General features: G+C 68.5%; 27 protein-coding genes. 13 read left to right on the top strand and 14 right to left on the bottom strand.

Annotated features, from left to right (window positions below; genetic code table 11):
• Positions 1 to 10: 10 nt before the first annotated feature.
• A complete protein-coding gene (locus QMO14_RS15930; RefSeq protein WP_301508270.1) occupies positions 11 to 223 on the top strand; it encodes a hypothetical protein in 213 nt (70 codons plus the stop codon).
• A gap of 55 nt (positions 224 to 278) precedes the next feature.
• Here the strand turns inward: QMO14_RS15930 and QMO14_RS15935 are convergent, their stop codons facing one another.
• The 3 genes from QMO14_RS15935 to QMO14_RS15945 form a co-directional block, all read right to left on the bottom strand.
• Positions 279 to 1,187 (bottom strand): DUF808 domain-containing protein, encoded by a 909-nt coding sequence (locus QMO14_RS15935; RefSeq protein WP_301508271.1) that lies wholly within the window; start codon positions 1,185 to 1,187, stop codon positions 279 to 281.
• Positions 1,188 to 1,294: 107 nt separating this feature from the next.
• Positions 1,295 to 1,984, bottom strand: coding sequence for a PepSY-associated TM helix domain-containing protein (locus QMO14_RS15940; RefSeq protein WP_301508272.1), 690 nt, complete (start codon positions 1,982 to 1,984; stop codon positions 1,295 to 1,297).
• Between the two features lie 15 nt (positions 1,985 to 1,999).
• Positions 2,000 to 2,518: a GNAT family N-acetyltransferase gene (locus tag QMO14_RS15945; RefSeq protein ID WP_126024170.1), complete on the bottom strand. Its 519-nt coding sequence runs from the start codon at positions 2,516 to 2,518 to the stop codon at positions 2,000 to 2,002.
• An 87-nt stretch (positions 2,519 to 2,605) separates the two neighbouring features.
• On the opposite strand from QMO14_RS15945, the gene QMO14_RS15950 reads away from it, so the two are divergent.
• Genes QMO14_RS15950 through QMO14_RS15960 form a run of 3 tightly spaced genes read left to right on the top strand, consistent with a single transcriptional unit; the run spans position 2,606 to position 3,341 of the window.
• Positions 2,606 to 2,755, top strand: a complete 150-nt coding sequence (locus QMO14_RS15950) for a hypothetical protein (RefSeq protein ID WP_301508274.1) — start codon at positions 2,606 to 2,608, stop codon at positions 2,753 to 2,755.
• The gene (locus QMO14_RS15955) at positions 2,752 to 3,057 is read left to right on the top strand and encodes a VF530 family protein (RefSeq protein WP_301508275.1); all 306 of its coding nucleotides are present in this window, start codon (positions 2,752 to 2,754) and stop codon (positions 3,055 to 3,057) included. The genes QMO14_RS15950 and QMO14_RS15955 overlap by 4 nt, the downstream gene beginning before the upstream one ends.
• Positions 3,054 to 3,341, top strand: a complete 288-nt coding sequence (locus QMO14_RS15960) for a 2Fe-2S iron-sulfur cluster-binding protein (RefSeq protein ID WP_301508277.1) — start codon at positions 3,054 to 3,056, stop codon at positions 3,339 to 3,341. Before QMO14_RS15955 ends, QMO14_RS15960 begins: the two co-directional genes overlap by 4 nt.
• A gap of 3 nt (positions 3,342 to 3,344) precedes the next feature.
• Here the strand turns inward: QMO14_RS15960 and QMO14_RS15965 are convergent, their stop codons facing one another.
• Positions 3,345 to 4,658 (bottom strand): MFS transporter, encoded by a 1,314-nt coding sequence (locus QMO14_RS15965; RefSeq protein ID WP_301508278.1) that lies wholly within the window; start codon positions 4,656 to 4,658, stop codon positions 3,345 to 3,347.
• Between the two features lie 86 nt (positions 4,659 to 4,744).
• Here QMO14_RS15965 and QMO14_RS15970 point away from each other — a divergent pair, with 86 nt between their 5' ends.
• Positions 4,745 to 5,401, top strand: coding sequence for an RluA family pseudouridine synthase (locus QMO14_RS15970; RefSeq protein ID WP_301508280.1), 657 nt, complete (start codon positions 4,745 to 4,747; stop codon positions 5,399 to 5,401).
• Positions 5,402 to 5,477: 76 nt separating this feature from the next.
• Here QMO14_RS15970 and QMO14_RS15975 read toward each other — a convergent pair whose 3' ends face one another.
• From QMO14_RS15975 to QMO14_RS15990, 4 genes are all read right to left on the bottom strand, one after another.
• Positions 5,478 to 5,918 carry a universal stress protein gene (locus tag QMO14_RS15975; RefSeq protein WP_007833935.1) on the bottom strand — a complete coding sequence of 147 codons (441 nt, stop codon included), beginning with the start codon at positions 5,916 to 5,918 and terminating at the stop codon, positions 5,478 to 5,480.
• A 113-nt stretch (positions 5,919 to 6,031) separates the two neighbouring features.
• The gene (locus QMO14_RS15980; RefSeq protein WP_301508282.1) at positions 6,032 to 6,787 is read right to left on the bottom strand and encodes a 2OG-Fe dioxygenase family protein; all 756 of its coding nucleotides are present in this window, start codon (positions 6,785 to 6,787) and stop codon (positions 6,032 to 6,034) included.
• Complete coding sequence (locus QMO14_RS15985; protein ID WP_301508283.1) at positions 6,784 to 7,068, bottom strand: DUF427 domain-containing protein; 285 nt, start codon at positions 7,066 to 7,068, stop codon at positions 6,784 to 6,786. Before QMO14_RS15985 ends, QMO14_RS15980 begins: the two co-directional genes overlap by 4 nt.
• 347 nt (positions 7,069 to 7,415) lie before the next feature.
• Complete coding sequence (locus tag QMO14_RS15990; protein ID WP_301508284.1) at positions 7,416 to 8,681, bottom strand: MFS transporter; 1,266 nt, start codon at positions 8,679 to 8,681, stop codon at positions 7,416 to 7,418.
• Between the two features lie 89 nt (positions 8,682 to 8,770).
• Here QMO14_RS15990 and QMO14_RS15995 point away from each other — a divergent pair, with 89 nt between their 5' ends.
• From QMO14_RS15995 to QMO14_RS16010, 4 genes are all read left to right on the top strand, one after another.
• Positions 8,771 to 9,649, top strand: coding sequence for a helix-turn-helix domain-containing protein (locus QMO14_RS15995; RefSeq protein ID WP_301508285.1), 879 nt, complete (start codon positions 8,771 to 8,773; stop codon positions 9,647 to 9,649).
• A gap of 65 nt (positions 9,650 to 9,714) precedes the next feature.
• Complete coding sequence (locus QMO14_RS16000) at positions 9,715 to 10,449, top strand: phosphatase PAP2 family protein (RefSeq protein ID WP_301508286.1); 735 nt, start codon at positions 9,715 to 9,717, stop codon at positions 10,447 to 10,449.
• 100 nt (positions 10,450 to 10,549) lie between these two features.
• On the top strand, positions 10,550 to 10,801 hold the full coding sequence (locus QMO14_RS16005) for an acyl carrier protein (protein WP_301508287.1): 252 nt from the start codon (positions 10,550 to 10,552) through the stop codon (positions 10,799 to 10,801).
• The gene (locus tag QMO14_RS16010) at positions 10,798 to 12,006 is read left to right on the top strand and encodes a beta-ketoacyl synthase (protein WP_301508288.1); all 1,209 of its coding nucleotides are present in this window, start codon (positions 10,798 to 10,800) and stop codon (positions 12,004 to 12,006) included. The genes QMO14_RS16005 and QMO14_RS16010 overlap by 4 nt, the downstream gene beginning before the upstream one ends.
• On the opposite strand, the gene QMO14_RS16015 is transcribed toward QMO14_RS16010, so the two are convergent.
• Positions 12,003 to 12,920, bottom strand: a complete 918-nt coding sequence (locus QMO14_RS16015) for a LysR substrate-binding domain-containing protein (RefSeq protein WP_301508289.1) — start codon at positions 12,918 to 12,920, stop codon at positions 12,003 to 12,005. The genes QMO14_RS16010 and QMO14_RS16015 overlap by 4 nt on opposite strands.
• 145 nt (positions 12,921 to 13,065) lie before the next feature.
• Between QMO14_RS16015 and QMO14_RS16020 the strand changes: the two genes are divergently transcribed.
• The 4 genes from QMO14_RS16020 to QMO14_RS16035 all read left to right on the top strand — a co-directional run bounded on the left by QMO14_RS16020 (position 13,066) and on the right by QMO14_RS16035 (position 17,704).
• The gene (locus QMO14_RS16020; protein ID WP_301508291.1) at positions 13,066 to 14,433 is read left to right on the top strand and encodes a M20/M25/M40 family metallo-hydrolase; all 1,368 of its coding nucleotides are present in this window, start codon (positions 13,066 to 13,068) and stop codon (positions 14,431 to 14,433) included.
• Between the two features lie 95 nt (positions 14,434 to 14,528).
• Entirely contained in the window at positions 14,529 to 14,990 is a 462-nt protein-coding gene (locus QMO14_RS16025; protein ID WP_301508292.1) for a DUF2501 domain-containing protein, read from the top strand.
• Positions 14,991 to 15,072: 82 nt separating this feature from the next.
• Positions 15,073 to 16,794, top strand: a complete 1,722-nt coding sequence (locus QMO14_RS16030) for a SulP family inorganic anion transporter (protein ID WP_301508293.1) — start codon at positions 15,073 to 15,075, stop codon at positions 16,792 to 16,794.
• A 22-nt stretch (positions 16,795 to 16,816) separates the two neighbouring features.
• Positions 16,817 to 17,704 (top strand): LysR substrate-binding domain-containing protein, encoded by an 888-nt coding sequence (locus QMO14_RS16035; protein WP_301508294.1) that lies wholly within the window; start codon positions 16,817 to 16,819, stop codon positions 17,702 to 17,704.
• Positions 17,705 to 17,714: 10 nt separating this feature from the next.
• Here QMO14_RS16035 and QMO14_RS16040 read toward each other — a convergent pair whose 3' ends face one another.
• From QMO14_RS16040 to clpB, 5 genes are all read right to left on the bottom strand, one after another.
• Positions 17,715 to 18,296, bottom strand: coding sequence for a DUF3299 domain-containing protein (locus QMO14_RS16040; RefSeq protein ID WP_301508295.1), 582 nt, complete (start codon positions 18,294 to 18,296; stop codon positions 17,715 to 17,717).
• A 114-nt stretch (positions 18,297 to 18,410) separates the two neighbouring features.
• Complete coding sequence (gene arfB, locus QMO14_RS16045; RefSeq protein ID WP_301508296.1) at positions 18,411 to 18,818, bottom strand: alternative ribosome rescue aminoacyl-tRNA hydrolase ArfB; 408 nt, start codon at positions 18,816 to 18,818, stop codon at positions 18,411 to 18,413.
• Between the two features lie 5 nt (positions 18,819 to 18,823).
• A complete protein-coding gene (locus QMO14_RS16050) occupies positions 18,824 to 20,008 on the bottom strand; it encodes an acetyl-CoA C-acyltransferase family protein (protein ID WP_301508297.1) in 1,185 nt (394 codons plus the stop codon).
• Between the two features lie 108 nt (positions 20,009 to 20,116).
• Positions 20,117 to 20,449 carry a hypothetical protein gene (locus QMO14_RS16055; RefSeq protein ID WP_367618158.1) on the bottom strand — a complete coding sequence of 111 codons (333 nt, stop codon included), beginning with the start codon at positions 20,447 to 20,449 and terminating at the stop codon, positions 20,117 to 20,119.
• A gap of 6 nt (positions 20,450 to 20,455) precedes the next feature.
• A complete protein-coding gene (gene clpB, locus QMO14_RS16060) occupies positions 20,456 to 23,077 on the bottom strand; it encodes an ATP-dependent chaperone ClpB (RefSeq protein WP_301508299.1) in 2,622 nt (873 codons plus the stop codon).
• Positions 23,078 to 23,202 lie beyond the last annotated feature (125 nt).

Raw genomic sequence — 23,202 nt, forward strand, 5'->3', positions numbered from 1 at the left:
ACGAAGACCCATGGCTCAGCCCAAACGACAACTCCGCACGCTCGAGCGCGGCATCCTCTGCCTCGTGATCGGCGCCGCCGTCCTGCTGGGGCCGCGCTTCCTGCAGGGCACGCGCTGGTTCGAGATGGTGGCGGGGGCCTATCTGGTGGGCTGGTTCGCATTGGTTCTGGGCGTCGTACTGATCGTGGTCGAGCTGGTGAAGCTCGGCAGGAACCGCCAGTAAGTAAGAAACAAAAAACCCGCCTCGCGGCGGGTTTCGTCTGAAGGAGCGGGCCCGGTCAGGCCTTCTTCCCGCGCATCTTGCCGACCAGTTCCACAACGGCCAGCACGATGGCGCCGGCCACGACGCCCACGCCGGCATTCACGCCCATCGAACCCAGCGTGCCGAACACGCCGCCCGTGGCCTTGGCCCAGTCCTCGACCGCATGGCCCAGCGCCGGCACGCCGTGCACCAGGATGCCGCCGCCCACGAGGAACATCGCGGCCGTGCCGGCCACCGACAGTGCCTTCATGAGCCACGGCGCCGCGGCCAGGATGCCCCCGCCCAGGGCCCGTGCGCCAGAGCTTGCGCGCTGGCTCAGGTAGAGACCCGCGTCGTCGAGCTTCACGATGCCGGCCACGAGGCCGTAGACACCGGCGGTCATGATGAGCGCGATGCCCACCAGCACGGTCAATTGCGTGGTGAAGGGCTGGCCCTGCACGGTGCCCAGCGTGATGGCGATGATTTCCGCCGAGAGGATGAAGTCGGTGCGCACCGCGCCCTTGATCTTGTCCTTCTCCATCGCGACCACGTCGACGGAGGCGTCGGCCATGGCCTTCTCGTGGCGTTGCGTGTCGGTGTCGTGTTCGTTCTTGTGCAGGAACTTGTGCGCCAGCTTCTCGGCGCCCTCGAAGCAGAGGAATGCGCCGCCGATCATCAGCAGCGGCGTCACCAGCCAGGGCAGCCAGGTGCCGATGGCCAGCGCCGCCGGCACGAGGATGGCCTTGTTGACGAAGGAGCCCTTGCACACGGCCCACACCACCGGGATCTCGCGGTCGGCCTTCACGCCGGTGACCTGCTGCGCGTTGAGCGCGAGGTCGTCGCCCAGGACGCCGGCCGTCTTCTTGGCGGCTACTTTGGTGAGGACCGAGACGTCGTCGAGAACGGTCGCGATGTCGTCGAGCAGCAGGAGCAGGCTGGAGGCCATGGGCAGGATTCAGGCTGAAAGAAAAAGAAGCGGCGAGCTTATCCGCAGCCGCTATGCGCCCCTGCAATACCCGTACGCAGACGCCCTGAAGAACAAGGAAGGCGTGCTCAGAGCGCGCTCAGCGCAATGGCCAGCACGGCCGCAAGCGAGGCGCCGAACAGCGCCAGGCCCACGCGGCGGCGCCGGTGCGTGAGCATCCACAGCACCACGCCCGAGATCGACAGGAAGATCAGGCTGCCGGCCAGCGTGTCGACCAGCAGGATCCACGGCAGCGGCATGCCGCCGCCCTTGTGCATGCTGGTGAGCGTGGCGACGAAACCGTTGTGCGTGGTGGTCACGCCCACCGAGCGGTTGCCCTGCCAGTACTCGGCCTGCACGATCTCGTCGGGCCCGCCGAAATTGAAGATCCAGTGCGCCGGCTGGGTGAGCGCGGGGGCGCTCTTGTCGCTCTTGTCGGCCCATGCGACGGGCTTGGCGGGCTCGATGCGGCTGGAGTTGGGCGGGCCGCTCATGCGCAGCGACTCCTGCAGCCAGCGGCCCATGGCCTCGGGCGTTTCCGGCACGGGTTCGGGCAGCGCCAGCTGGGCGCGGGTGCGCTCCTGGGCCTGCGGCAGCTTCAGCACGTTGCGGTGGTTGAGCCAGATGCCGCTGAAGCCGAACAGCAGCCCCAGCACCGCGCCCCAGAGGCCGAACCAGCCGTGGGTGCGGCGGATCCACTGCACGGCGGCCGTGCGGCGCTGGTGCGAACGCACGCGCGCGGCGTGGCCGAGGGAAGACGAACTGCCGGTGGCGTCCATGGATGCGCCGTCGGCTCAGGCCACGTTGCGCTTGAGGCGGATCTCCTCGATGCGCACGGTGCCGATGGCGGTGGTCTTGGCGGTCTTCATCTCGCGCTTGAAGCCCGCGAGTTCGTGGAAGCGCATGGCGCGGTCGTTGCGGATCGGCACCCAGATGGTGACCGTGGTGCAGCCCTCTTCCTCGAGACCTTCGCGGGCGGCGTCCCAGAGCGCCACGCCGGCGCCCTTGCCCCAGTGCTCGGGCTTGACGTAGATGGCCCAGATCTCGCCGGTGGTCGGCGGGGTCTTGGGGTCGCGCGAGCGGTCGAAGCCCACGAAGCCGACAACCTCGCTGCCTTGCACCACCACGTGGACCTGGGGTTCGCTGTATTCGATGGCCTCGCGCCACTTGGCTTCGCGCGAGGCCGGGGCCAGGGCGCGCAGTTCTTCCTCGGGAAGGATGCCTTCGTAGGCGGCCTTGACGGAGAGTGCGTGGATTTCTGCGACGGCCTTGGCGTCGCGCAGGGTCGCGGGGCGAACTTCGTAATCTGACATGGATGCGGGAAATCGGATGGAACCGCGTATTGTCGCCGCACCGCTAAACTGCTGGCCGCATCCGCCTCAACTACAGGAGAAACCGACATGGCCAAGGGTCAGCAACGCAGCACCAAGGAAGCGAAGAAACCGAAGAAGGACACCTCGCCGCCCAAGCCTGTGGGCACTGGCAGCATCGAGCCGGTCCGCACGATCACGACGGCAGTCATTCCCCGCGGCAAGCTCAAGAACAAGTGACGAACGAAGCGCCAGCGCCCGCCCCCGGGGCCCCGGATGCCCCAAGGGCCCAGCCGCGCAATCCGCTGCACGGGGTCACGCTGGAAGCGATCGTCACGGCGCTGGCGGACTACTACGGATGGGAACACCTCAGCGAACTCGTGCCCATCCGCTGCTTCACACTCGACCCGAGCGTGAAATCGAGCCTCAAGTTCCTGCGCAAGACGCCGTGGGCACGCGAGAAGGTCGAGAGCCTCTACCTCTTCATGCTGCGCGAGCAACGCCGCGAGCAGCAGCAGCAGCAACAGCAACAGCAGCCATGAAGGTCAGGATCGAGCCTTCGGGCCTCGACTTCGAGACCGACGCCGAAACCACCCTGCTGAAAGCCGCCGAGGCCGCCGGCATCGAGCTGCCGAGTTCGTGCCGCAACGGCACCTGCCGCACCTGCATCTGCCTGCGGCTCGCGGGCGAAACCCGCCACATCATCGAATGGCCCGGCCTGAGCGCCGAGGAAAAGGCCGAGGGCTGGATCCTGCCCTGTGTGGCGCAGGCGCTGGGCGACCTCACGCTCGAAGTGCCCGGCGCACGCCCCCTGTTCGCCGATTGACCGTCAGCCGGGCGGCCTGACCGAAGGCGCCGCCACCACCAGCCGGTCGCGCTGCGCCAGCGACGGGAACAGCTTGAACCAGGTCAGCGCGACCAGCATCGTGCCCACGCCGCCCACCACCACCGAGCCGACCGGCCCCAGCAGCGCCGCCGTGGCGCCCGACTCGAACTCGCCGAGCTGGTTGCTCGCGCCGATGAAGATCGAGTTGACCGCGCTCACCCGCCCGCGCATGGCGTCGGGCGTTTCGAGCTGCACCAGCGTCTGGCGGATCACCACGTTGACCATGTCTGCGCCGCCCGAGACCGCGAGCGCGATCAGCGAGACGACGAAGCTCTTCGATATGCCGAACACCACCATGCACAGCCCGAAAAGCCCGATGGCCAGCAGCAGCGTGCGGCCCACGTGGCGCTCCACCGGCCGCCGCGTGAGCGCGATGGACATCACCAGCGCGCCCACCGCCGGTGCGCTGCGCAGCAGGCCCAGGCCCCAGGGGCCGGTGTGCAGGATGTCCTTGGCATAGATCGGCAGCAGCGCCACCGCGCCGCCCAGCAGCACCGCGAACAGGTCGAGCGAGACGGCGCCGAGCACCGGCTTGCGCTTCCAGATGAAATCGACGCCCGCGAACACCGTGGACAGTGTCACCGGCTCGCGCGCGGCCGGCTTGTAGGCATAGCGAAGCCGCAGCACCAGGGCGCAGGCCAGCGCGAAGAAAGCCACGCTGGCGCCGTAGACCACCGCCATGCCCGCCACGAACAGCAGCCCGCCAAGGGCCGGTCCGCCGATGATCGCGCCCTGCATGCCCGCCGAACTGAAGGCCATCGCGCGCGACAGCATGGTGGGCGGCACCAGCAGCGGCGTCAGCGCCTGCTGCGCCGGCATCTGGAAGGCCCGCACCGCGCCCAGCACCAGGGACAGGCCCAGCAGCAGGCCGCGCGTGTCGTGCTTTTCGACCACCGCCAGCAGCAGTACCAGCGCCACCAGCCCCTGCACCGCGAAGCAGGCCGCCACGATGCGCCCGCGATGGTGGCGGTCGACCACGTGGCCGGCCAGCAGCGCCAGCAGCAGCGCGGGCACGAACTGGTAGAGGCCGACCAGGCCCAGGTCCCAGGCGCTGCCGGTGAGCTCGTACATGTGCCAGCCGATGGCCACCAGCAGCATCTGCGAGGCGGCCGTACCGAAGAGGCGCGCCGTCCACATCTGCATGAAGGGGCGCTCGCGCGTCAGGTCGGAAAAACTGGGAGGAGAAAGCGCCGCGGCCGGCGAAGCAGCCTGGGCGTCGGGGGAAGAGGAAGCGGAGGCTGGGGCGGGGCCGGACATTCGTCCGAGGATAGCCGAGGCCGGATGAGCGGGGCGTGAGGGCCGCCAACGGGCTGCCGAGGCCCTGTCTACACTCGACGGCACCCATGACCGCCCCGCCGCCGCTGCAACCCGTTCACGAAGACCCGTACCTGCTGGTGCTCGACAAGCCCGCCGGACTGCTCTGCGTACCGGGCCGCGGCGAGGACAAGCAGGACTGCCTGAGCGCGCGCGCCATGCGTCAGTGGCCCGACGCGCTGATCGTGCACCGGCTCGACATGGCCACCAGCGGACTGGTGGTGATGGCGCGGGGCATCGAGATGCAGCGCGCGCTGAGCGCGGCCTTTGCCGACCGCGCGGTGCACAAGCGCTACGAAGCCATCGTCGATGGCGCGATGCCGCTGCGGGAGGATTGGTCGCTGATCGACGCGCCCCTGATCGCCGACTGGCCGCGCCGCCCGCTGCAGAAGATCGATCCGCAGGGCAAGCCCAGCCTCACCCGGTGGAAAGCCGTCTCGGTGCTGGCCGGAGAGCCCGCCTCCACGCACGTGCTGCTGGAGCCCCTGACGGGCCGCTCGCATCAGCTGCGGGTGCACCTGATGTCGATCGGCCATCCGATATTGGGCGATGCGCTGTACGGCGATGCCGCGCTGCAGGCACGTGCGCCGCGCCTGATGCTGCATGCCAGCGAGCTGGGGTTCGCGCATCCGGGGACGGGAAAAGAGCTTCGCTTCGAGCGGCCTTCCGGCTTCGCCGCCGCCTGACTTCCCGACCGCCCTTTCGATCGATGCTCGATCGCGCTACGGACGCCGCGATTTGCGTTGTTGCCGCCGCTGCCGCTCAGCCGCCCTTGACGACCAGCACGGGCATGTTCGCGTCCTGCAGCACGCGCTGCGTCACGCTGCCCAGCAGCAGTTTTTCGATGCCGCTGCGGCCGTGCGAACCCATGACGATCAGGTCGGCCGCGATGGCGATGGCCGTGTCGACGATGCCCTCGTGCACCACGTGGCCGTCGATCACGCGCTGGTCGCTGTGCAGGCCTTCCGCAGCGAGCGCCGCCACGCCGCGCGCCAGTGCGGCATTGGCACTGGCGGTGGCCGCCGCGAGGTATTCGTTCTGGCCGAGCGCGTAGTCCGCGCCCACGCCGATGAAGGGATAGTTGTCGATCACGTGAATCAGCGTGATGCGGCTACCGAAGGCCAGCGCGAGGCCGCTGGCCTTGCTGACGGCGAGCATGGAAGTTTCGGAGCCGTCGATCGGAACCAGGATGTGATTGAACATGGCGGGACCTCGCTTTCGTTCGCAGACAGACTCGATCCATATCGGACCGGGGCCCCGAATTTAACCGCTGTTGCGCGCCGCGGGCTGTAGGACTGCCCCGCCGACGCGCCGGTTCAGGCTCCCTGGAAACCCTCGGCCCGGCAGGTGATCACCAGCGTGTCGCGCCAGCCTTCGCCACCCTCTTCGAGCGGCTGGATCGGCGTCGACTCGTGGATCACGCGCGCGTCGTCGAGCAGCAGCAGCGTCCACGGCTCGGTCATCGTGAAGCGCTCGCCGCGCCTGCCGTCGGCCTCGAACACGCGCGTCTCACCGCCCTTGATGCCGTGCCGCCCCACGAGCGCCACCGCCACCAGATCCACACCATCCCGGTGCGCGCCCTCGGGCGTTGGCCGGCCGATTCCGCCGGCGGTGTCGATGCGGAACTGATGCGCCTCCACGTACCAGCGCTGCTGCGCGCCGCGCATCTCGCTGCTGGCCTTGCCGAGCTGCCGCAGCAGCCGATGCCACACCGGCTGCGCAATGGTGGCGTCGAGCATCGGCGCGAACCAGCGCTGCATGCCGCCGTGCAGCGCGTTGTATTCCACCGGCTGCCAGTGCGCGCGATGCGGCACCTGCGCGAGCGTGGCCTGCTCGTCGCCCTCGACCGTGAAACAGGCATGGCGGCGGGTGCGGTAGCGCCCGCCGTCCTTCAGGTAGTCGTCGGGAGGAAGATCGTTCCAGTCGGCATGCAACGCCTCCAGTTGCGAGATCGGAGCGCCCAGCCATTCGCTGACGCCCTGGGGGCTCAGCACCGCATATCCCTGCTCGCGCAGCGCGGCGGGCAGTTCGGCCGGCGAAATGAACGGGGGAGCGAATGCAGCCGTGGTCACTGCGCGCTGACCTTCACGTCCTTCCAGAACGCGACGCGGTCGCGGATCTCTTCGGCTTCGGGCTTCGGATCGGCGTAATACCAGGCGGCGTCGGTGTTGAGTTCGCCGTTGACCAGGAGCGAGTAGTAGCTCGCGGTGCCCTTCCAGGGGCAGGTGGTCTTGTGATTGCTGAAGGTGACGAAGTCTCGGTTGAGCGAACCCATCGGGAAGTAGTGGTTGCCTTCGACGAGGACCGTGTCGTCGCTTTCGGCGATGGTTACGCCGTTCCAGGTTGCTTTCATGGTATTCGGGGCTCCAGGGGCGGCTGGGTGCCGCTTTAGGGGGTTATTGTGCCGCTGCCGCGGGATCGGCTTTTGGGCGCCTGTTATCTACCCTGGTCGAGGGTTTGCTTTTCGAAGCCAGGGTCCTGCCGTGTCCCGCGAGGCAAGAACCCCTCGGCCACTCGCCAGCAAGGCAGAACCGGCGGAATTCTGGAGCACGGCCCGCTGTGCATCCCGCTGGAATCCGCGCAACGTCAACGTGAATCACAGCGTGGGAATGGTCTTGGAGAACCCGCCGGTATCACATGGACATACAGGGCTGCATGCGGCCGGTGATATGGGCCGGCGTTCCTGGACGACCGGGGCCGTCAGGCAGGCACGAGCGCCGTGCGCCGCACGCGGCGCACATTGAACGCACTGGCGATGAGCACGCCCTGCACCAGCGCCAGGCCCACGATCACGCTGGTGTATTGGCCGTGGTCCATCAGCCGGCCGAACACCAGCGGCGCCACGGCCTGTCCGATGTCGAGGCCGGCGTAGACCACGCCGTAGACGCGCCCGGTGGCATTGGGCGGCGTCGACTTCTTCACCAGCAGGTCGCGTGACGGCCCGGCCACGCCGGAGACGAACCCCATCGCCCCGAAGAGCGCCGGCACGACGATCGGCGGAAAGTCGGCAAAGGCCAGCAGCAGGGCCAATGCGGCCGCCAGGCCGAAGCCCACACCCACGATGCGCTCGCAGCGCGACGGATCGGAAGCAAGGAAACCGCCCACCACCATGCCCGCCGCGCTCGCCACCATGTAGACCGTGAGGCACACGGCCACCAGCGCCACCGGCACCGCGTGCAGGTGCCCTGCGGCCACGGGCGCGAAGGTCTGCACCACGCTGATGACGGCGGCATAGAAGAAGAAGAAACCGAAGCACATCCACACGGCCGGAATGCGCAGGAAGTCGAACTCGCCGCCGGAGTGCGAGGCCTCGCCCTGCCCGGTGGCCTTGTGCACGGCCGCCGCGTCGAGCGACAGCGCGCTGCGGTAGATCCACAGCACCAGCAGCACCACGAGGGCCACGACCCCGGCCGACGCCAGCGCCACGCGCCACGAGAAGGCAATGGCGATAGGCACCACGAAGGCCGGTGCCAGCGCCCAGCCCAGGCTGCCGGTGATGCCGTGCACGCTGTAGGCGTGGCCCAGGCGCGTCGGCGCGACCTTGCGGTTGAAGAGCGTGTAGTCCACCGGGTGGAACACGCCGTTGCCGATGCCGCCTACCACCGCGCACAGCAGCAGCATCCAGTAGCTCTGCGCCAGCGCATAGCCGAAAGCCGCCAGCCCCAGCGCCCCGAGTCCCACGAACAGCACCGGCCGGGGGCCGAGCTTGTCGACGATGAAGCCGGAGGCCGCCTGCACGATGCACGAGACCACGAAGAACACCGTGAGCACCGCGCCCAGCTCGACATAGCTCACGTTGAACGCGTCCTTCAGCCACGGAAACAGCGGCGCCAGGATGAGCTGGCTGAAGTGGCTGACCGCGTGGGCCAGGCCGACCAGCCCGATCAGCTTGGCGTCGGTGCGCAGGGTGTTGGAGGAAGGAGGGGAAGCGGAAGAAGTGGCGCTCGTGGGCGAATTGGACGACATGGATTGCTACAAAAAAACGGGGCAGGCACCGATGCTATGCCTCGGGGACGCGGCAGAATGGCGATACAGCGACAACATTTGTCGAAACCATGCCAAGCGCCGCCTCACCCACTTCCAGGAGCGCCGCGTCCGCCGCCAGGCTGCGCGGGCCTACCCCGATCAATAGCGTTGCCTCCCTCACGCCGCACCTCTACGCGCCCGACGCGGTGCGGCCGCTGCGCGCCAAGGAGCACTTCCTGAGCGCCGACACGCTCGTCGAACTGCACGAGCACCCGTGGCCGCAGCTCACTTTCTCCACCCGGGGCGTGATCCGCCTGAGCACGCAGGACGGCAGCTACATCGTGCCGCCCTCGCGCGCGCTCTGGGTGCCGGCCAACATGCCGCACAGCATCACGCTGATCGAAGACGCCGAGCTGCGCACCGTCTACCTGCACGCCTGGATCGCGCCCACATGGGAGAAATGCGAGGTGCTCGAAATCAGCCCCCTGCTGCGCGCGCTGATGCTCGCGCTCGACACCACGCCCGACGGCCTGCCGACGGCCGATGCGCACGCGCCGCAGCGCGAGCGGATGATCGCGCCGCTGCTGGTCGACGAGCTGGAGCGCGCCACGCAGATCCGCATCGACGTGCCGCTGCCCACCGACAAGCGCCTGCGCCAGCTCTGCGAGACGCTGCTGCGCAACCCGGCCGACCGCGCCACGCTGGCCGAGCGCGCCGCAGCCATCGGCGCCAGCGAGCGCACGGTGGCACGCCTTTTCCGCGACCAGCTCGGCATGAGCTGGCAGCAGTGGCGCCAGCAGGCCGTGATGGCGCATGCGCTGCCGCTCTTGGCGCGCGGCATGGCGGTGAGCCAGGTGGCGGCCGCCAGCGGCTACGCCACCGACAGCGCCTTCTGCGCGATGTTCAAGGCCGCCACCGGCCGCTCGCCCACCTCGTTCCAGCACCGCAAGCGGCCCGCGCCCGCCTGATGCGCGAGAGCCGGGTGGGGGGCTTCACGGCGCTCTGGCAAGATCGGCGCCCGACAAGCAACACCATGCACTCACCGATCTCCCTGAACATGGCGCCCGGCGCCCGGCCACCCAGGTGGACCGCCGACATCTGGCTGCGCGTGCGCCGGCACTTCCTGCTGAAGGCGGTCGGCACCACGGTCTTCACATGGCTGTTCTTCATTGGCTACTTCCACCTGCTGCGCAACCCGTCCTTTCCGGTCGAGGTAATGCCGCTGACGCCGCTGGACCGCCTGCTGCCCTTCCAGCCCTACCTGCTGGGGCCGTACCTCTCGCTGTGGGTGTACGTGGGCATCGCGCCGGGGCTGCAGCTCACCTTCCGCGAGCTGGTGGTCTACGGGCTGTGGATCGGCGGGCTGTGCATCACCGGCCTGGGCATCTTCTACTTCTGGCCGACCCAGATCCCCCCCCTGGCCATCGACGTATCCGGCTACCCAGGCTTCGCGATGCTGCAGGGCGTGGACGCGGCGGGCAACGCCTGCCCCTCGATGCATGTGGCGGTGGCGATCTTCACGGCCATCCGCATCGAGGACGTGCTGCGCGAAACGCGCACGCCCGCCGGGTGGCGGGCACTCAACTGGGCCTGGTTCGCCGCCATTGCCTATTCGACACTGGCGGTCAAGCAGCATGTGGCGCTGGACGTGGCAGCCGGGGCGCTGCTGGGCATGGCTTTCGCCCTGCCTTCGATGCGCTGGCGGCCCGGCGCCCGCCAGCGAGAGGATGCCCCTCGGGTGGGAGCGGATATCATCCGTAAACATTGACCACACTCACCATTGGCCGACGAGGAAGGGATCGATTGATTCAAAGGACCGCAGCGGGCGGCGATCGATCGGCGGCACACGAGACGACAGGCATTGCACGATGAGTTCGCTGAAGGAATTGCAGGACCTGATCCACGAGAAGTACGGCATCGAACCGTCGAAGCTCGACCCCCACGCGTCGATGCGTGAAACCGGCGGGCTCGATTCGCTGGCCCTGGCCGAATTTCTGTTCGCCATCGAAGACCACTTCGGCATCGTCATGCCCGACGAGGACGCGAACATCGACACCCTGGCCGAGCTCTCCGTGCTGGTCGACAAGGTCAGGGCCGAGAAGGCCGCGTCGGCGTCGTGAACCACGAAGTCGCCGTCACCGGGCTGGGCGTCGTGGCGCCGCACGGCGACGAGCCCGGCGCGCTGTTCCAGTCCCTGCTGCAGGGCCGGTCGGCCATACAGCCCGTCTTTCCCGAATTGCCCAAGCCGGCAGCGGCCGCCACCGTAGCCTTCGACGAGACCCGCTGGTTCACCAAGCTGCAGCTCGCCGGTGTCGACCGCGTGAGCCAGCTGGCCGTGGCTGCCGCCGACATGGCGATGCGCAATGCCGGCCTTTCCACATCGGACGCCGATCCCGAGCGCGTCGGCGTCTTCTCGGGCTGCGGCATGGGCGGTGCGGCGGCGCTCGAAGCGGCCTATCGCGGCAACGGCCGCGTTTCCCCACTCACCATTCCCGCCTTCATGCCGAACGCACCGGCCGCTCACGTGGCCATGCGCCAGGGCGTGAAGGGCCCGGTGCTCACCTACTCGGTCGCCTGCGCTTCCTCTTCTGCCGCGATCGCCGAGGCGGCCAAGGCCGTGCAGCGCGGCGAGGTCGACATCGCCATCGCCGGCGGCAGCGAAGCGCTGATCGTGCCCGGCGTGGTGGTGGCCTGGCAGGCCATGGCAACGCTGGCCGGCTTCCAGCCCGGCGAGGCGGCCGGCGCGGTGCGGCCTTTCGCCACCGACCGCAGCGGCTTCGCGCTGGGCGAAGGCGCGGCCTTCCTCGTTCTCGAATCCGCCGAACGCGCCCGTGCACGCAGCGCCCGCAGCTACGCCACGCTGGCCGGCTGGGGGCTGAGCAGCGACGCCACCCACCTCACCAAGCCCGATGCACCGGGGCAGGCCCGCGCGCTGCGCGCCGCACTGCGCGAGGCCGGCCTGCAGCCCCGCGACGTGGGCTACTGCAACGCGCACGGCACGGCCACGCGCATCGGCGACGTGGTCGAGCGCAACGCGCTGGCCGAGGTGTGGGGCGATGACCTCGACACGCTGCGCGTGAGTTCGACCAAGGCGCTGCATGGCCACATGCTGGGCGCGGCCGGCGCCATCGAGGCGCTCATCACCGTGATGGCGCTGCAGCAGCGGCAACTGCCGCCCAACGCCAACTGCCGCGAGATCGATCCGGAATGCCGGATGAACCTCGTCATGCAGGACGACACCGCGGCGCCCGCGCTCGAAGCCGCCATCAGCAACTCCTTCGCCTTCGGCGGCACGAACTCGGTGCTGCTCTTCCGCCGGGCCTAGGCGGCCTTCAGTTCCTGCGGCGCGGCCTGCGCGGCTGCCGCGCGCAGCCACTCCACGAAGGCGCCGACCAGAGCATCGTCTGTGCGGCTGGGCGCCACGAACACGCTGTAGCCCCGGCTCGACGGTGCCCGGTGCGGGCAGGCCAGCACCAGCTCGCCCGAACGCAGCTCGCGCTCGACGAAGTAGTCGGGCACCAGCCCCACGCCCAGATCGGCGCGCACGGCCGCGACCAGCGACGAGAACAGGTCGAAGCGGTGCCCCGCCACCAGGTTCTCCGGCGCGCGCAGATGCGGGGCCTGGCCGAACCACTCTTCCCACGCGCCCATCCGCGTGCGCAATTGCAGCAGCGGCGCCGCGCGGAAGTCGCCGCGCGCCATGGCCGGCCGGCCCTTCGCGCCGGGCGAGCAAACGGCAACGCAGGATTCGCCCATCAGCGGCAGCGCGTTCGCGCCGGGCCACACGGCGTCGTCGTACTGCACGCCCACATCGAACGGCTGGTCTTCCATGTAGAGATGCGTAGGAAACACCTGCAGATGCAGGCTGCAGCCCGGGTTCAGCCCGATGAACTCCGGCAGGCGCGGCGTGAGCCAGCCCTCGGCCAGCACCGGCACCGCGCCGACCAGCAGGCGCAGGCCGTCGGTGCGCTGCGCCATGGCTTCCAGCGTGTGGTTCTGCAGGCGCAGCAAGTCGCCTGAAATCTGGCCGTGGTAGCGCTGGCCTGCCTCGGTGAGCCCGGTGCCGCGCGCGGTGCGCTGCACCAGCCGCACGCCGATCTGCGTCTCCAGCTGGCGCAACTGCTGGCTCACCGCGCTGTGCGTGAGGCACAGCTCCTCCGCGGCCTTGCCGACGCCGTGATGGCGGGCCACCGCGTCGAAGATCAGCAGCGCGCGGGTGCTCGGAATATGGCGGCGCATGAGGGCTTCGTTAGAAAAACTGACAACGCGGAAGATTAAACCAGAGCGCGCTCCTAACACAGCCATAAGAATCACTGACGACGGCGTCGCACCGGCGCCGCTCGCCCCGACCTGGTCAGCCTCAACTACAAGGACATCCCGCACCATGCCCCGCCCCGTGTCGCCTCGCCTCGCCCCGATCGCCCTTGCCCTCGCTTTGGCCTTGGCCTCCGCCGCCACAGGCCTCGCGCACGCCCAGAGCGGCAGCGTCGCGGCCACGCCCACGCAGGTGCGCCCGGAAGTGGACAAGGCCTACACCCAGCTGATGGCCTCGCCCGCCATCCAGAAACTGCTGGATTCGGTCAAGGCCGACCACGACCGCTCGGTGGAAGACCTGAAGATGCTCACCGAGATCGAGGCGCCGCCCTTCAAGGAACAGAAGCGCGCCGAAGCCTTTCTCGCCCGCATGAAGGCCCTCGGCCTGACGGACGCGAAGATCGACGCCGAAGGCAACGTGGTCGGCCTGCGCAAGGGCACGGGCAACGGGCCGAAGCTGCTGATCTCTGCCCACCTCGACACGGTGTTTCCGGCCGGCACCGACGTGAAGGTCAAGGAGCGCGACGGCAAGCTCTACGCACCCGGCATCTCAGACGACACGCGCGGCCTGTCGGTGCTGCTGTCGTGGCTCAAGGTGCTCAACGACAACAAGATCCAGACGGTGGGCGACCTGCTCATCGTTGGCAACGTGGGCGAGGAAGAGCTCGGCAACCTGCGCGGCATCAAGGCGATCTTTCGCGACAACCTCGACATCGACGGGATGGTCGGCCTGGAGCCCGCGCCCGATGGCTCGGTGCTGATGCTGGGCACCGGCAGCCACCGCTACGAAGTGACTTTCAAGGGCCCGGGCGGCCACAGCTACGGCGCATTCGGCCAGGTGCCGAGCGCGATCCACGGCATGGGCCGCGCCATCGCGAAGATCGCCGACATCCGCACGCCGAGCTTCCCGAAGACGACGTTCACCGTCGGCACGGTCGGCGGCGGCACTTCTGTCAACACCATCGCGCCGGACGCGCGCATGGCGGTGGACATCCGCTCCGACGAAATGGCGCCGCTGCTCGAGACCGAGAAGAAGATCCTCGCCGCCATCGACGAAGCCGTGGCCGAGGAAAACAAGCGCTGGAACGTCAACACGCTGAGCGTGAGCACCAAGCTCATCGGCGACCGTCCGGGCGGCCGCACGCAGTCGGACACGGTGATCGTCGAGGCCGCCACGCGCTCGAACGCCGCCTTCGGCCACAAGACGCTGCTCACGGGCGCGAGCACCGACGCCAACGTGCCGATGTCGCTGGGCATCCCGGCCATCATCATCGGCGGCGGCGGCAAGACCGGCGGCTTCCACGCGCTCAGCGAGTGGATCGACGTGACCGACGGCTGGAAGGGTGCGCAGAACTCGCTGGTGACGGTGCTCGGCCTCGTCGGCGTGCAGGGCACCAGCGCGCCACTGCTCGAAAAGCGCACTCCCCGTTCGAAGTAAGCACAGGCGCGAGGGCGACTGCAGCGGGGCTTCGCCCCCGGCGTCTCCGTTATGCTGGTGGCCGCTTTCCACCACGCTACCGACAGGAGGACAACATGCACGCCCGCTCCACCCTCATCGCCCTCGCGCTGCTCGCAGCAGGCGCCTCGGCGCAGGCCAACAACCTGCTCGACCAGCTCAAGGAAAAGGCCGGCGAAGCCGCCAGCGCCAACTCGCAAGGCAGCGGCGGCAGCACGGGCGGATCGGCGCTCGGCAACCTGGGCAGCAGCCTCGGCTTCAAGATGCCCGCCATCGGCTCCAGCACCATGGGCAACGCGGCCGGTGTGCTTCAGTACTGCGTGAAGAACAACTACCTGGGCGGCGACGCGGCCTCGGTGAAAGACAAGCTCCTCGCCAAGATCACCGGCCAGAAGAAGCAGGAAACCGGCTTCGCCAGCGGCGCCAAGGGCCTGCTGCAGGGCGGCGACGGCAAGTCGCTGAACTTCAAGGGGCTGTCGTCGAAGGTCAAGGAAAAGGCCTGCGACTACGTGCTCAAGAACGCAGCGTCGCTGATCTGACCCCGCCCCATATTCCGCATCGCTCCCGCGCGGCGCACCGCGCATGTGCCCTGCAGTTTTCCCCGTGCGCCCGCCATCATCCATGACCCCGGCTACCCCCTCCTCCCCCCTGCGCCAGCGGCTTTCGCGCTGGATTCCGTGCCTTGCCTGGCACCGTCCCTCAGCCGCGCTGCTGCGCAACGAGGCGACGGCCGGCATCACCGTGGCGCTGATGGTCATTCCGCAAGGCGTGGCCTATGCGGCGCTGGCGGGCATGCCGCTCGTGACGGGCGTGTACGCGGCACTCTTCCCGGCGCTGATCGCGGTGATGTTCAGCTCGTCGCAGCGGCTGTCGGTCGGTCCGACGGCGCTCACGAGCCTGCTGGTGGGCGCTTCGCTCGCGCCGCTGGCGGTGGCGGGCAGCGACGAGTGGGTGGCGATGGCGGTGTGGCTCACGCTGATGTCGGGCGCCATCCAGATCGTGCTGGGTGCGGGCCGCTTCGGCTGGCTGCTGCGGCTGGTGAATGCGCCGGTGCTCATCGGCTTCACGCAGGGCGCGGCGGTGCTGATCGCCATCTCGCAGCTGCCGGCGCTGCTGGGCTTCACCGGGCGGACCATTCCGCAGGTGCTGCGTGGCGGCGGCCCGCTGCCCGACCTTGTGGCCATCGCCTTCGGCCTGGGCAGCATCGCGGTGCTGTGGCTGGGCAAGCGGCTGCTGCCGCGTTTTCCGACCACGATGGCACTGGTGGCCGGCGCGGCCGCCATCAGCTGGCTGGCCGACTACGCGCTGCGCGGCGGCGCGGTGGTGGGCACTCTGCCCTCGGGCCTGCCTTCGTTCTACTGGCCCGGCCTGCTGCCGCCGGGCACCTTCAGCGCGCTGGTGCTGCCGGCGCTGATGATCACGCTGGTGAGCTTTCTCGAAACCGCTTCGAGCGCCAAGGTCGACAACGCGCGCGCCGGCACGCTCTGGAACGAAAACCAGGACCTGATCGGCCAGGGCCTGGCCAAGCTGGCCTCGGGCTTCACGGGCGCCTTTCCCACGAGTTCTTCCTTTTCGCGCTCGGCTATCACGCTGTATGCGGGCGCGCAGACCGGCTGGGCGACGCTCTTCAGCGTGGTCGTGGTGGCCGGTGCGCTGCTGTGGCTGATGCCGCTGCTGTATCACGTGCCGCAGGCGGTGCTGGCGGCGGTGGTTGTCACGGCCATCCTGGGGCTGGTGAAGCCGGCGAGCTTCACCGCGCTGTGGCGCATCTCGCGCATCGAGGCGGGCATCGCCTTCGGCACCTTCGTGCTGACCATCGCGACCGCGCCGAGCATCTACTGGGGCGTGCTCGGCGGCCTGCTGGCCGCGTTGGCGCACTACATGTACCGGCACCTGCACCCGCGCATCATCGAGGTGGGCCTGCACCCCGACGGCAGCCTGCGCGACCGCAACCTCTGGAAGCTGCCGCCGCTGGCGCCGAACCTCTATGCGCTGCGCATGGACGCCGAGCTCGACTTCGCATCGGCCTCCACGCTCGAACGCGCGCTCACGGTGGCGCTGGCCGAGCGGCCCGACCTCACCGACGTCTGCCTGTTCGCGCAGCCGATCAACCGCATCGACATCACCGGCGCCGAAGTGTTCGGCTCGATCCGCCGGATGATGGAATCCAAGGGCATCCGCCTGCACCTGAGCGGCATGAAGCTGCCCGCGATGCAGGTGCTGGAAAGCGCCGGCCTGCTGGCGCCGGGGCCGATGCTCTTCAGCTACCGCACCGACGGCGAGGCGCTGGCGGCTCTGATGCCGCGCGTCGAAGTGCCGGCGGCCGCAGAGGAAGCCGCCTGAAGAAGACCGAGCCGCGGCCCCCATGAAGACCACCATCGAAGAACTCGTCGCGTTCCGCACGGTGGTGGACACGGGCTCGATCACGGCCGCGTCGGAGCAGCTGTCGCAGACGGTCTCGGGCATCAGCCGCGCCTTGAGCCGGCTCGAGCAGAAGCTCGACACCACCCTGCTTCGCCGCACCACGCGGCGGCTCGAACTCACGGAAGAAGGCGCGGCCTTCCTGCAGCGCACGCGCGCGATCCTCGATGCCATCGACGACGCCGAGGAGCACATGGCCGCGCGCCGCCAGCAGCCCGTGGGCCGCCTGCGCGTGAACGCGGCCTCGCCCTTCATGCTGCACGCCATCGTGCCGCTGGTGCCGGAGTTCCGCAGGCTCTATCCGCAGATCAGCCTGGAGCTGGACACCGACGACCTGCCCATCGACCTGCTGGAGCGCCGCACCGACGTGGCGATCCGCATCGGCCCGCTGCGCGACTCCACACTGCATGCGCGGCCGCTGGGCACGCACCGGCTGCGCGTGCTGGCGAGCCCCGCGTACCTCGAAGTGCACGGCAAGCCGCGCAAGGTGGCCGACCTGGCCGAGCACACGCTGCTGGGCTTCACGCAGCCCGAGTCGCTGAACCGCTGGCCGCTGCGCGGCGTGCATGGCGACGAATGGAACATCGCGCCCACGCTGGTGGCATCGAGCGGCGAGACGCTGCGACAGCTCGCGCTGGCGGGCGTGGGCATCGTCTGCCTGTCGGACTTCATGACGGGCATCGACCGCGCCAACGGCACGCTGGTGCAGGTGCTGGCGAAGGAAACTGCCGACGTGCGCCAGCCGGTGAATGCCGTGTACTACCGCAACACGCAGCTGTCGGCGCGCATAACGTCGTTCCTGGATTTTTTGTCTCAGCGCATGGGCGGCTGAGCGCGGCCCGTCATTGCGGCTGCTTCGGCACGAAGCGCTCGACCGAGGCCGACTTGATCTCGTAGCCGCTCACGCCCATGTCAGCCGACGAATAGCGCGCCGCCTTCAGCGTGCCGCTGACATACACCGTGTCCATCGCGTGCAGGCCTTTCACGACCGAGGACGCGACCACGTGCACGATCTGGTTGGCGGGCGGCGGCGGGGTGTGGATGCAGGCGCCGAAGTACGGCACCAGCAGGAATTCGCGGATGCCCTCCTGCGTGTTGTCCAGCGGAACGACGAAGCCGGCGAGCTTGCCCGGCTTGCCATCGAGCGCCACGTTGACGGGGGCGTTGTCCCACACGGCGCGCATCTCGTCGAGCATCTGGATTGCGCGCGGATCGTTGTCGCGCAGGGCTTCGAGGCTGATGTTGCGGTAGCGCTTCGTCGGGTCCCAGCTCTTGGGGATCAGTTCCTCCCACTTGAGTTCGGGGGCTGCTGCAGCACCTGCGTCCGGTTGCGCTGCGGCTCCCGGGCCGCATCCGCCCAGTAGCGCCGCGGCCGGAGCCAGCAGGAATGCGGACAGCACGGCGCGCGAAAGGGGCCTTCTCATGAGTGCGATTGTCCTGGGGAGATGTTTCAGACCCGTAAAGCAGGGGCTTTGCACTCGATTCGTACCAGATTGCATCGCCCTGCGACAAGGCCCGCGAGCGGCAGGATCGCGGGATCAGTCCCGCACCGGTCCGCGCAAGCTCTTGATCTGCGATCGCTGGCTCTTGCCTTCGAGCCGGCGCTGCTTCGAGCCATAGGTCGGCTTGGTGGCGCGCCGCAAGCGCGGCGCGATGGCCACGCTGTCGACCACCGCCTGCAGCCGCACGAGCGCGTCGGCACGGTTCATCTCCTGCGTGCGGTGCTGCTGCGCCTTCAGCACGAACACGCCTTCCTGCGTGATGCGGCTGTCGCGCAGCGCGAGCAGCCTCTCCTTCACGTCGGCCGGCAGCGAACTGGCGTGGATGTCGTAGCGCAGGTGCACCGCGCTCGACACCTTGTTGACGTTCTGCCCGCCCGCACCCTGCGCCCGGATGGCGCTGAAGTCGACCTCGTCGGGGTCGATCAGGATGGGTCGGCGGAGCATGGCGCTCAGACTCTTTCGAAGACGGCCGCAATGCCTTGCCCGCCGCCGATGCACATCGTCACCAGCGCGTAACGGCCGCCCGTGCGGTGCAGCTCCGCAATCGCCTTCGTCGCGATGATCGCGCCCGTCGCACCCACCGGATGCCCCAGCGAGATGCCAGAACCGTTCGGATTCACCTTGGCCGGATCGAAGCCCAGCTCCTTGATGACCGCGCAGGCCTGTGCCGCAAAGGCTTCGTTCGACTCGATCACGTCGAAGTCGCTCACCTTCAGGCCGGTGCGCTCCAGCACCTTGCGCGTGGCCGGCACCGGGCCGATGCCCATGTACGCGGGCTCCACGCCAGCGTGTGCATAGCCCACCAGCCGCGCCAGAGGCTTCAGGCCCAGTGCTTTCACGCGGCCGCCCTCGGCCAGCACCACGGCGGCGGCGCCGTCGTTGATGCCCGAGGCATTGCCTGCGGTGACGAGGCCGTCCTTCTTGAACGCGGGCTTCATCTTCGACAGCGTCTCGACGGTGGTATCGGCGCGCACGTGCTCGTCGGTGTCGAACAGCACCACGCCCTTGCGCGTCTTCACCTCGACCGGAACGATCTGCTCCTTGAAACGGCCTGCGGCAATGGCGGCCGCCGCGCGCTGCTGGCTCAGCACCGCCAGCTCGTCCTGCTGCTCGCGCGTGATGCCGTAGCGCGCGGCGACGTTCTCGGCGGTGATGCCCATGTGGATCTTCTCCCACGGGTCGTGGAGGATGCCGAGCATGTAGTCGACCAGCACCGCATCGCCCATGCGTGCGCCATAGCGGGCCGATGTGTCGAAGTACGGGCCGCGGCTCATCGACTCCGAACCGCCGCCGATGGCGATGTCGCAGTCGCCCAGCGCGATGGCCTGTGCCGCCGACACGATGGCCTGCAGGCCCGAGCCGCAGAGGCGGTTGACGTTGAAGGCCGGCGTCTCGATGGGGCAGCCCGCGTCGATGGCCGCGACGCGGCTCAGGTAGGCGTCCTTCACGTCGGTGGGAATCACGTTGCCCATGACCACATGGCCGATGGCATCGGCCGCGACGCCGCTGCGTTCGATGGCGGCCTTGACGGCGGTGGTGGCAAGCTGGGTGTTGGGCACGTCCTTCAGCGAGCCGCCGAAGGTGCCGATGGCGGTGCGGGCGGTGCCGACCACGAAGATGTCGCGCGATGTCATGGAATGTCTCTCCTGATGAAAGCGAAAGCCGCAAGAAGCGGCGGCTGCAGGAGGACGATTCTGACGGCGAACCGCGCGACGGGTTGTCGCGCGTGGAATAGCGCAGGCTCAGCCGCGCGAAACCGATTTCGGCGACACGTCGGTCACGTCGCTGGCGCTGCCGCGAATACGCACCGGGCGCTCCACCGATTCGCCGCGTGCCCGCGCATTGGCCACGTCGGCGGCGGTCGGCTCGGCCGGCTGTGCCGCATTACGAAATTTATCGAAGCCCGAGCGCGGGTTGAAACGCATGACCCAAGGCGTCACGGGCTTGCCCGTGAGACGCCCCCAGGCGTAGCGAACACCCCAGACCGCCGCCAGCAGCATGACCGCCACGGCCAGGCTGGCCGCGAAGACCAGCCCCAGGAGCAGAAGAATGACGCGTATTACGAAGTTCATCATCCGACTTTAGGCCGAAGCGGCCGCCGTTGGTTCCCCCGCCTTGCGGAAGGAGAACTGCCCCGGCGACAGGATCGGGTCGGTCGTGACCTCGATCGTGTCCTTCGGCCCGAAGCTTCCGTCGAGCAGCAGCTTCGACAGCGGGTTCTCGATGCGCTGCTGGATCGCGCGCTTCAGCGGACGCGCGCCGAACACCGGGTCGAAGCCGACCTTGGCGATCTCCGCCAGCGCCGCAGGCGACACCTCCAGCCCCAGATCCATCTTCGCGAGCCGCGCCTGCAGCACCTTGAGCTGGATCGCTGCGATCGATTCGATGTTCTTCGCGTCGAGCGCATGGAACACGACCGTCTCGTCGATGCGGTTCAGGAACTCGGGGCGGAAGTAGTTCTTCAGCTCGTCCCAAACCGCTTCCTTGATCTCTTCGGAGGGCTTGCCCACCATGGCCTGGATGATGGGCGAGCCGATGTTGCTCGTCATCACGATCACGGTGTTCTTGAAGTCCACGGTGCGGCCCTGGCCGTCGGTAAGGCGGCCATCGTCCAGCACCTGCAGCAGCACGTTGAACACGTCCGGGTGGGCCTTCTCGACCTCGTCGAGCAGCACCACGCTGTAGGGCTTGCGGCGCACGGCTTCCGTGAGATAGCCGCCCTCTTCATAGCCCACGTAGCCCGGCGGCGCGCCGATCAGGCGGGCGACCGAGTGCTTCTCCATGAACTCGCTCATGTCGATGCGGATCAGGTGGTCTTCGCTGTCGAACAGGAAGCCCGCGAGCGCCTTGCACAGCTCGGTCTTGCCCACGCCCGTGGGGCCGAGGAACAGGAACGAGCCGGTCGGGCGGTTCGGGTCGGAAAGGCCCGAACGCGAGCGGCGGATCGCGTTGGCGACCGCACCGATAGCCTCGTCCTGACCGACCACGCGCTCGTGCAGCTTGTCTTCCATTACCAGCAGCTTGTCGCGCTCGCCCTGCATCAGCTTGGCGACCGGAATGCCGGTGGCACGCGCCACGACCTCTGCGATTTCTTCCGCGCCGACCTGCGTGCGCAGCAGCGTGGGCGCGCTCGACTTGCCCTTGGTGGCCTCATTGGCTTCGGCTTCCTTCAGGCGCTTCTCGAGCGCCGGCAGTTGGCCGTATTGAAGCTCCGCGACCTTGTTGAAGTCGCCCTTGCGCTTCCATTCCTCGATCTGGAACTTGATCTTGTCGACGTCTTCGCGCACCTGCGCGCTGCCCTGGGCCTGGGCCTTCTCGGCCTGCCAGATCTCGTCGTAATCGGCGATTTCCTTCTGCAGCTTCTCGATCTCGCCCTCGATCAGACCCAGGCGCTTCTGCGAGGCCTCGTCCTTCTCGCGGCGCACGGCCTCGCGCTCGATCTGCAGCTGGATCAGGCGGCGGTCGAGCCGGTCCATGACCTCGGGCTTGGAGTCCATCTCGATCTTGATCTTGGCCGCAGCCTCGTCGATCAGGTCGATGGCCTTGTCGGGCAGGAAGCGGTCGGTGATGTAGCGGTCGCTCAATTCGGCCGCGGCCACGATGGCCGGGTCGGTGATCTGCACGCCGTGGTGCACTTCGTATTTTTCCTGCAGGCCGCGCAGGATGGCGATGGTCGCCTCCACGCTGGGCTCGCCCACGATGATCTTCTGGAAGCGGCGCTCCAGGGCTGCATCTTTCTCGATGTATTTGCGGTACTCGTCGAGCGTGGTGGCGCCCACGCAGTGCAGCTCGCCGCGCGCGAGCGCCGGCTTGAGCATGTTGCCGGCGTCCATGGCGCCTTCGGCCTTGCCGGCGCCCACCATGGTGTGCAGCTCGTCGATGAAGACGATGGTCTGGCCCTCGTCCTTCGCGAGCTCGTTGAGCACGGTCTTCAGGCGCTCCTCGAACTCGCCGCGGAACTTGGCGCCGGCCAGCAACGCAGCCATGTCGAGCGACAGCACCCGCTTGCCCTTGAGCGAATCGGGCACCTCACCCGCAACGATGCGCTGTGCGAGGCCTTCGACGATGGCGGTCTTGCCCACGCCGGGTTCGCCGATGAGCACGGGGTTGTTCTTGGTGCGGCGTTGCAGCACCTGGATGGCGCGGCGGATTTCCTCGTCGCGGCCGATGACCGGGTCGAGCTTGCCCAGGCGGGCACGCTCGGTGAGGTCGAGGGTGTATTTCTTGAGGGCTTCGCGCTGGCCTTCGGCGTCGGCGCTGTTCACGCCCTGCCCGCCGCGCACGGCATCGATGGCGGCCTCGAGCGACTTGCGGCTCAGGCCGTTTTCCTTCGCGATCTTGCCGACGTCGGCCTTGCTGTCGGCCAGCGCCAGCAGGAAGAGCTCGCCGGCGATGAACTGGTCATTGCGCTTGAGGGCTTCCTTCTCGGTGGCCTGCAGCAGCTTGCCGAGCTCGGGGCCGACCTGCACGATGTCGTGGCCCTGCACCTGCGGCAGCTTCTTGATGGCGGCCTCGGCCGCCTGCGTCAGGCCAGGGACGTTGACGCCGGCACGCTCCAGCAGGGCGCGCGGGCCGTCGTCCTGGCGCAGCATCGCGAGCAGCAGGTGGGCCGGTTCGATGTAGGCGTTGTCGTTGCCCAGCGCCAGCGACTGTGCGTCGCCCAGCGCTTCCTGAAATTTGGTGGTGAGTTTGTCTTGTCGCATGGTGGTATTCCTGCATCCAAAATAGGGCTGTTCGGGCACGATTCAAGGTTGCCGGTCCTCCCGGCACTTCCCGGTCCCCTGGGCACGGGTATTGCAGAGGATCCCTCATCTTCCGCCCGTAGGCA

Source organism: Variovorax sp. CAN15 (genome assembly GCF_030462475.1).
GTDB lineage: Bacteria > Pseudomonadota > Gammaproteobacteria > Burkholderiales > Burkholderiaceae_C > Variovorax.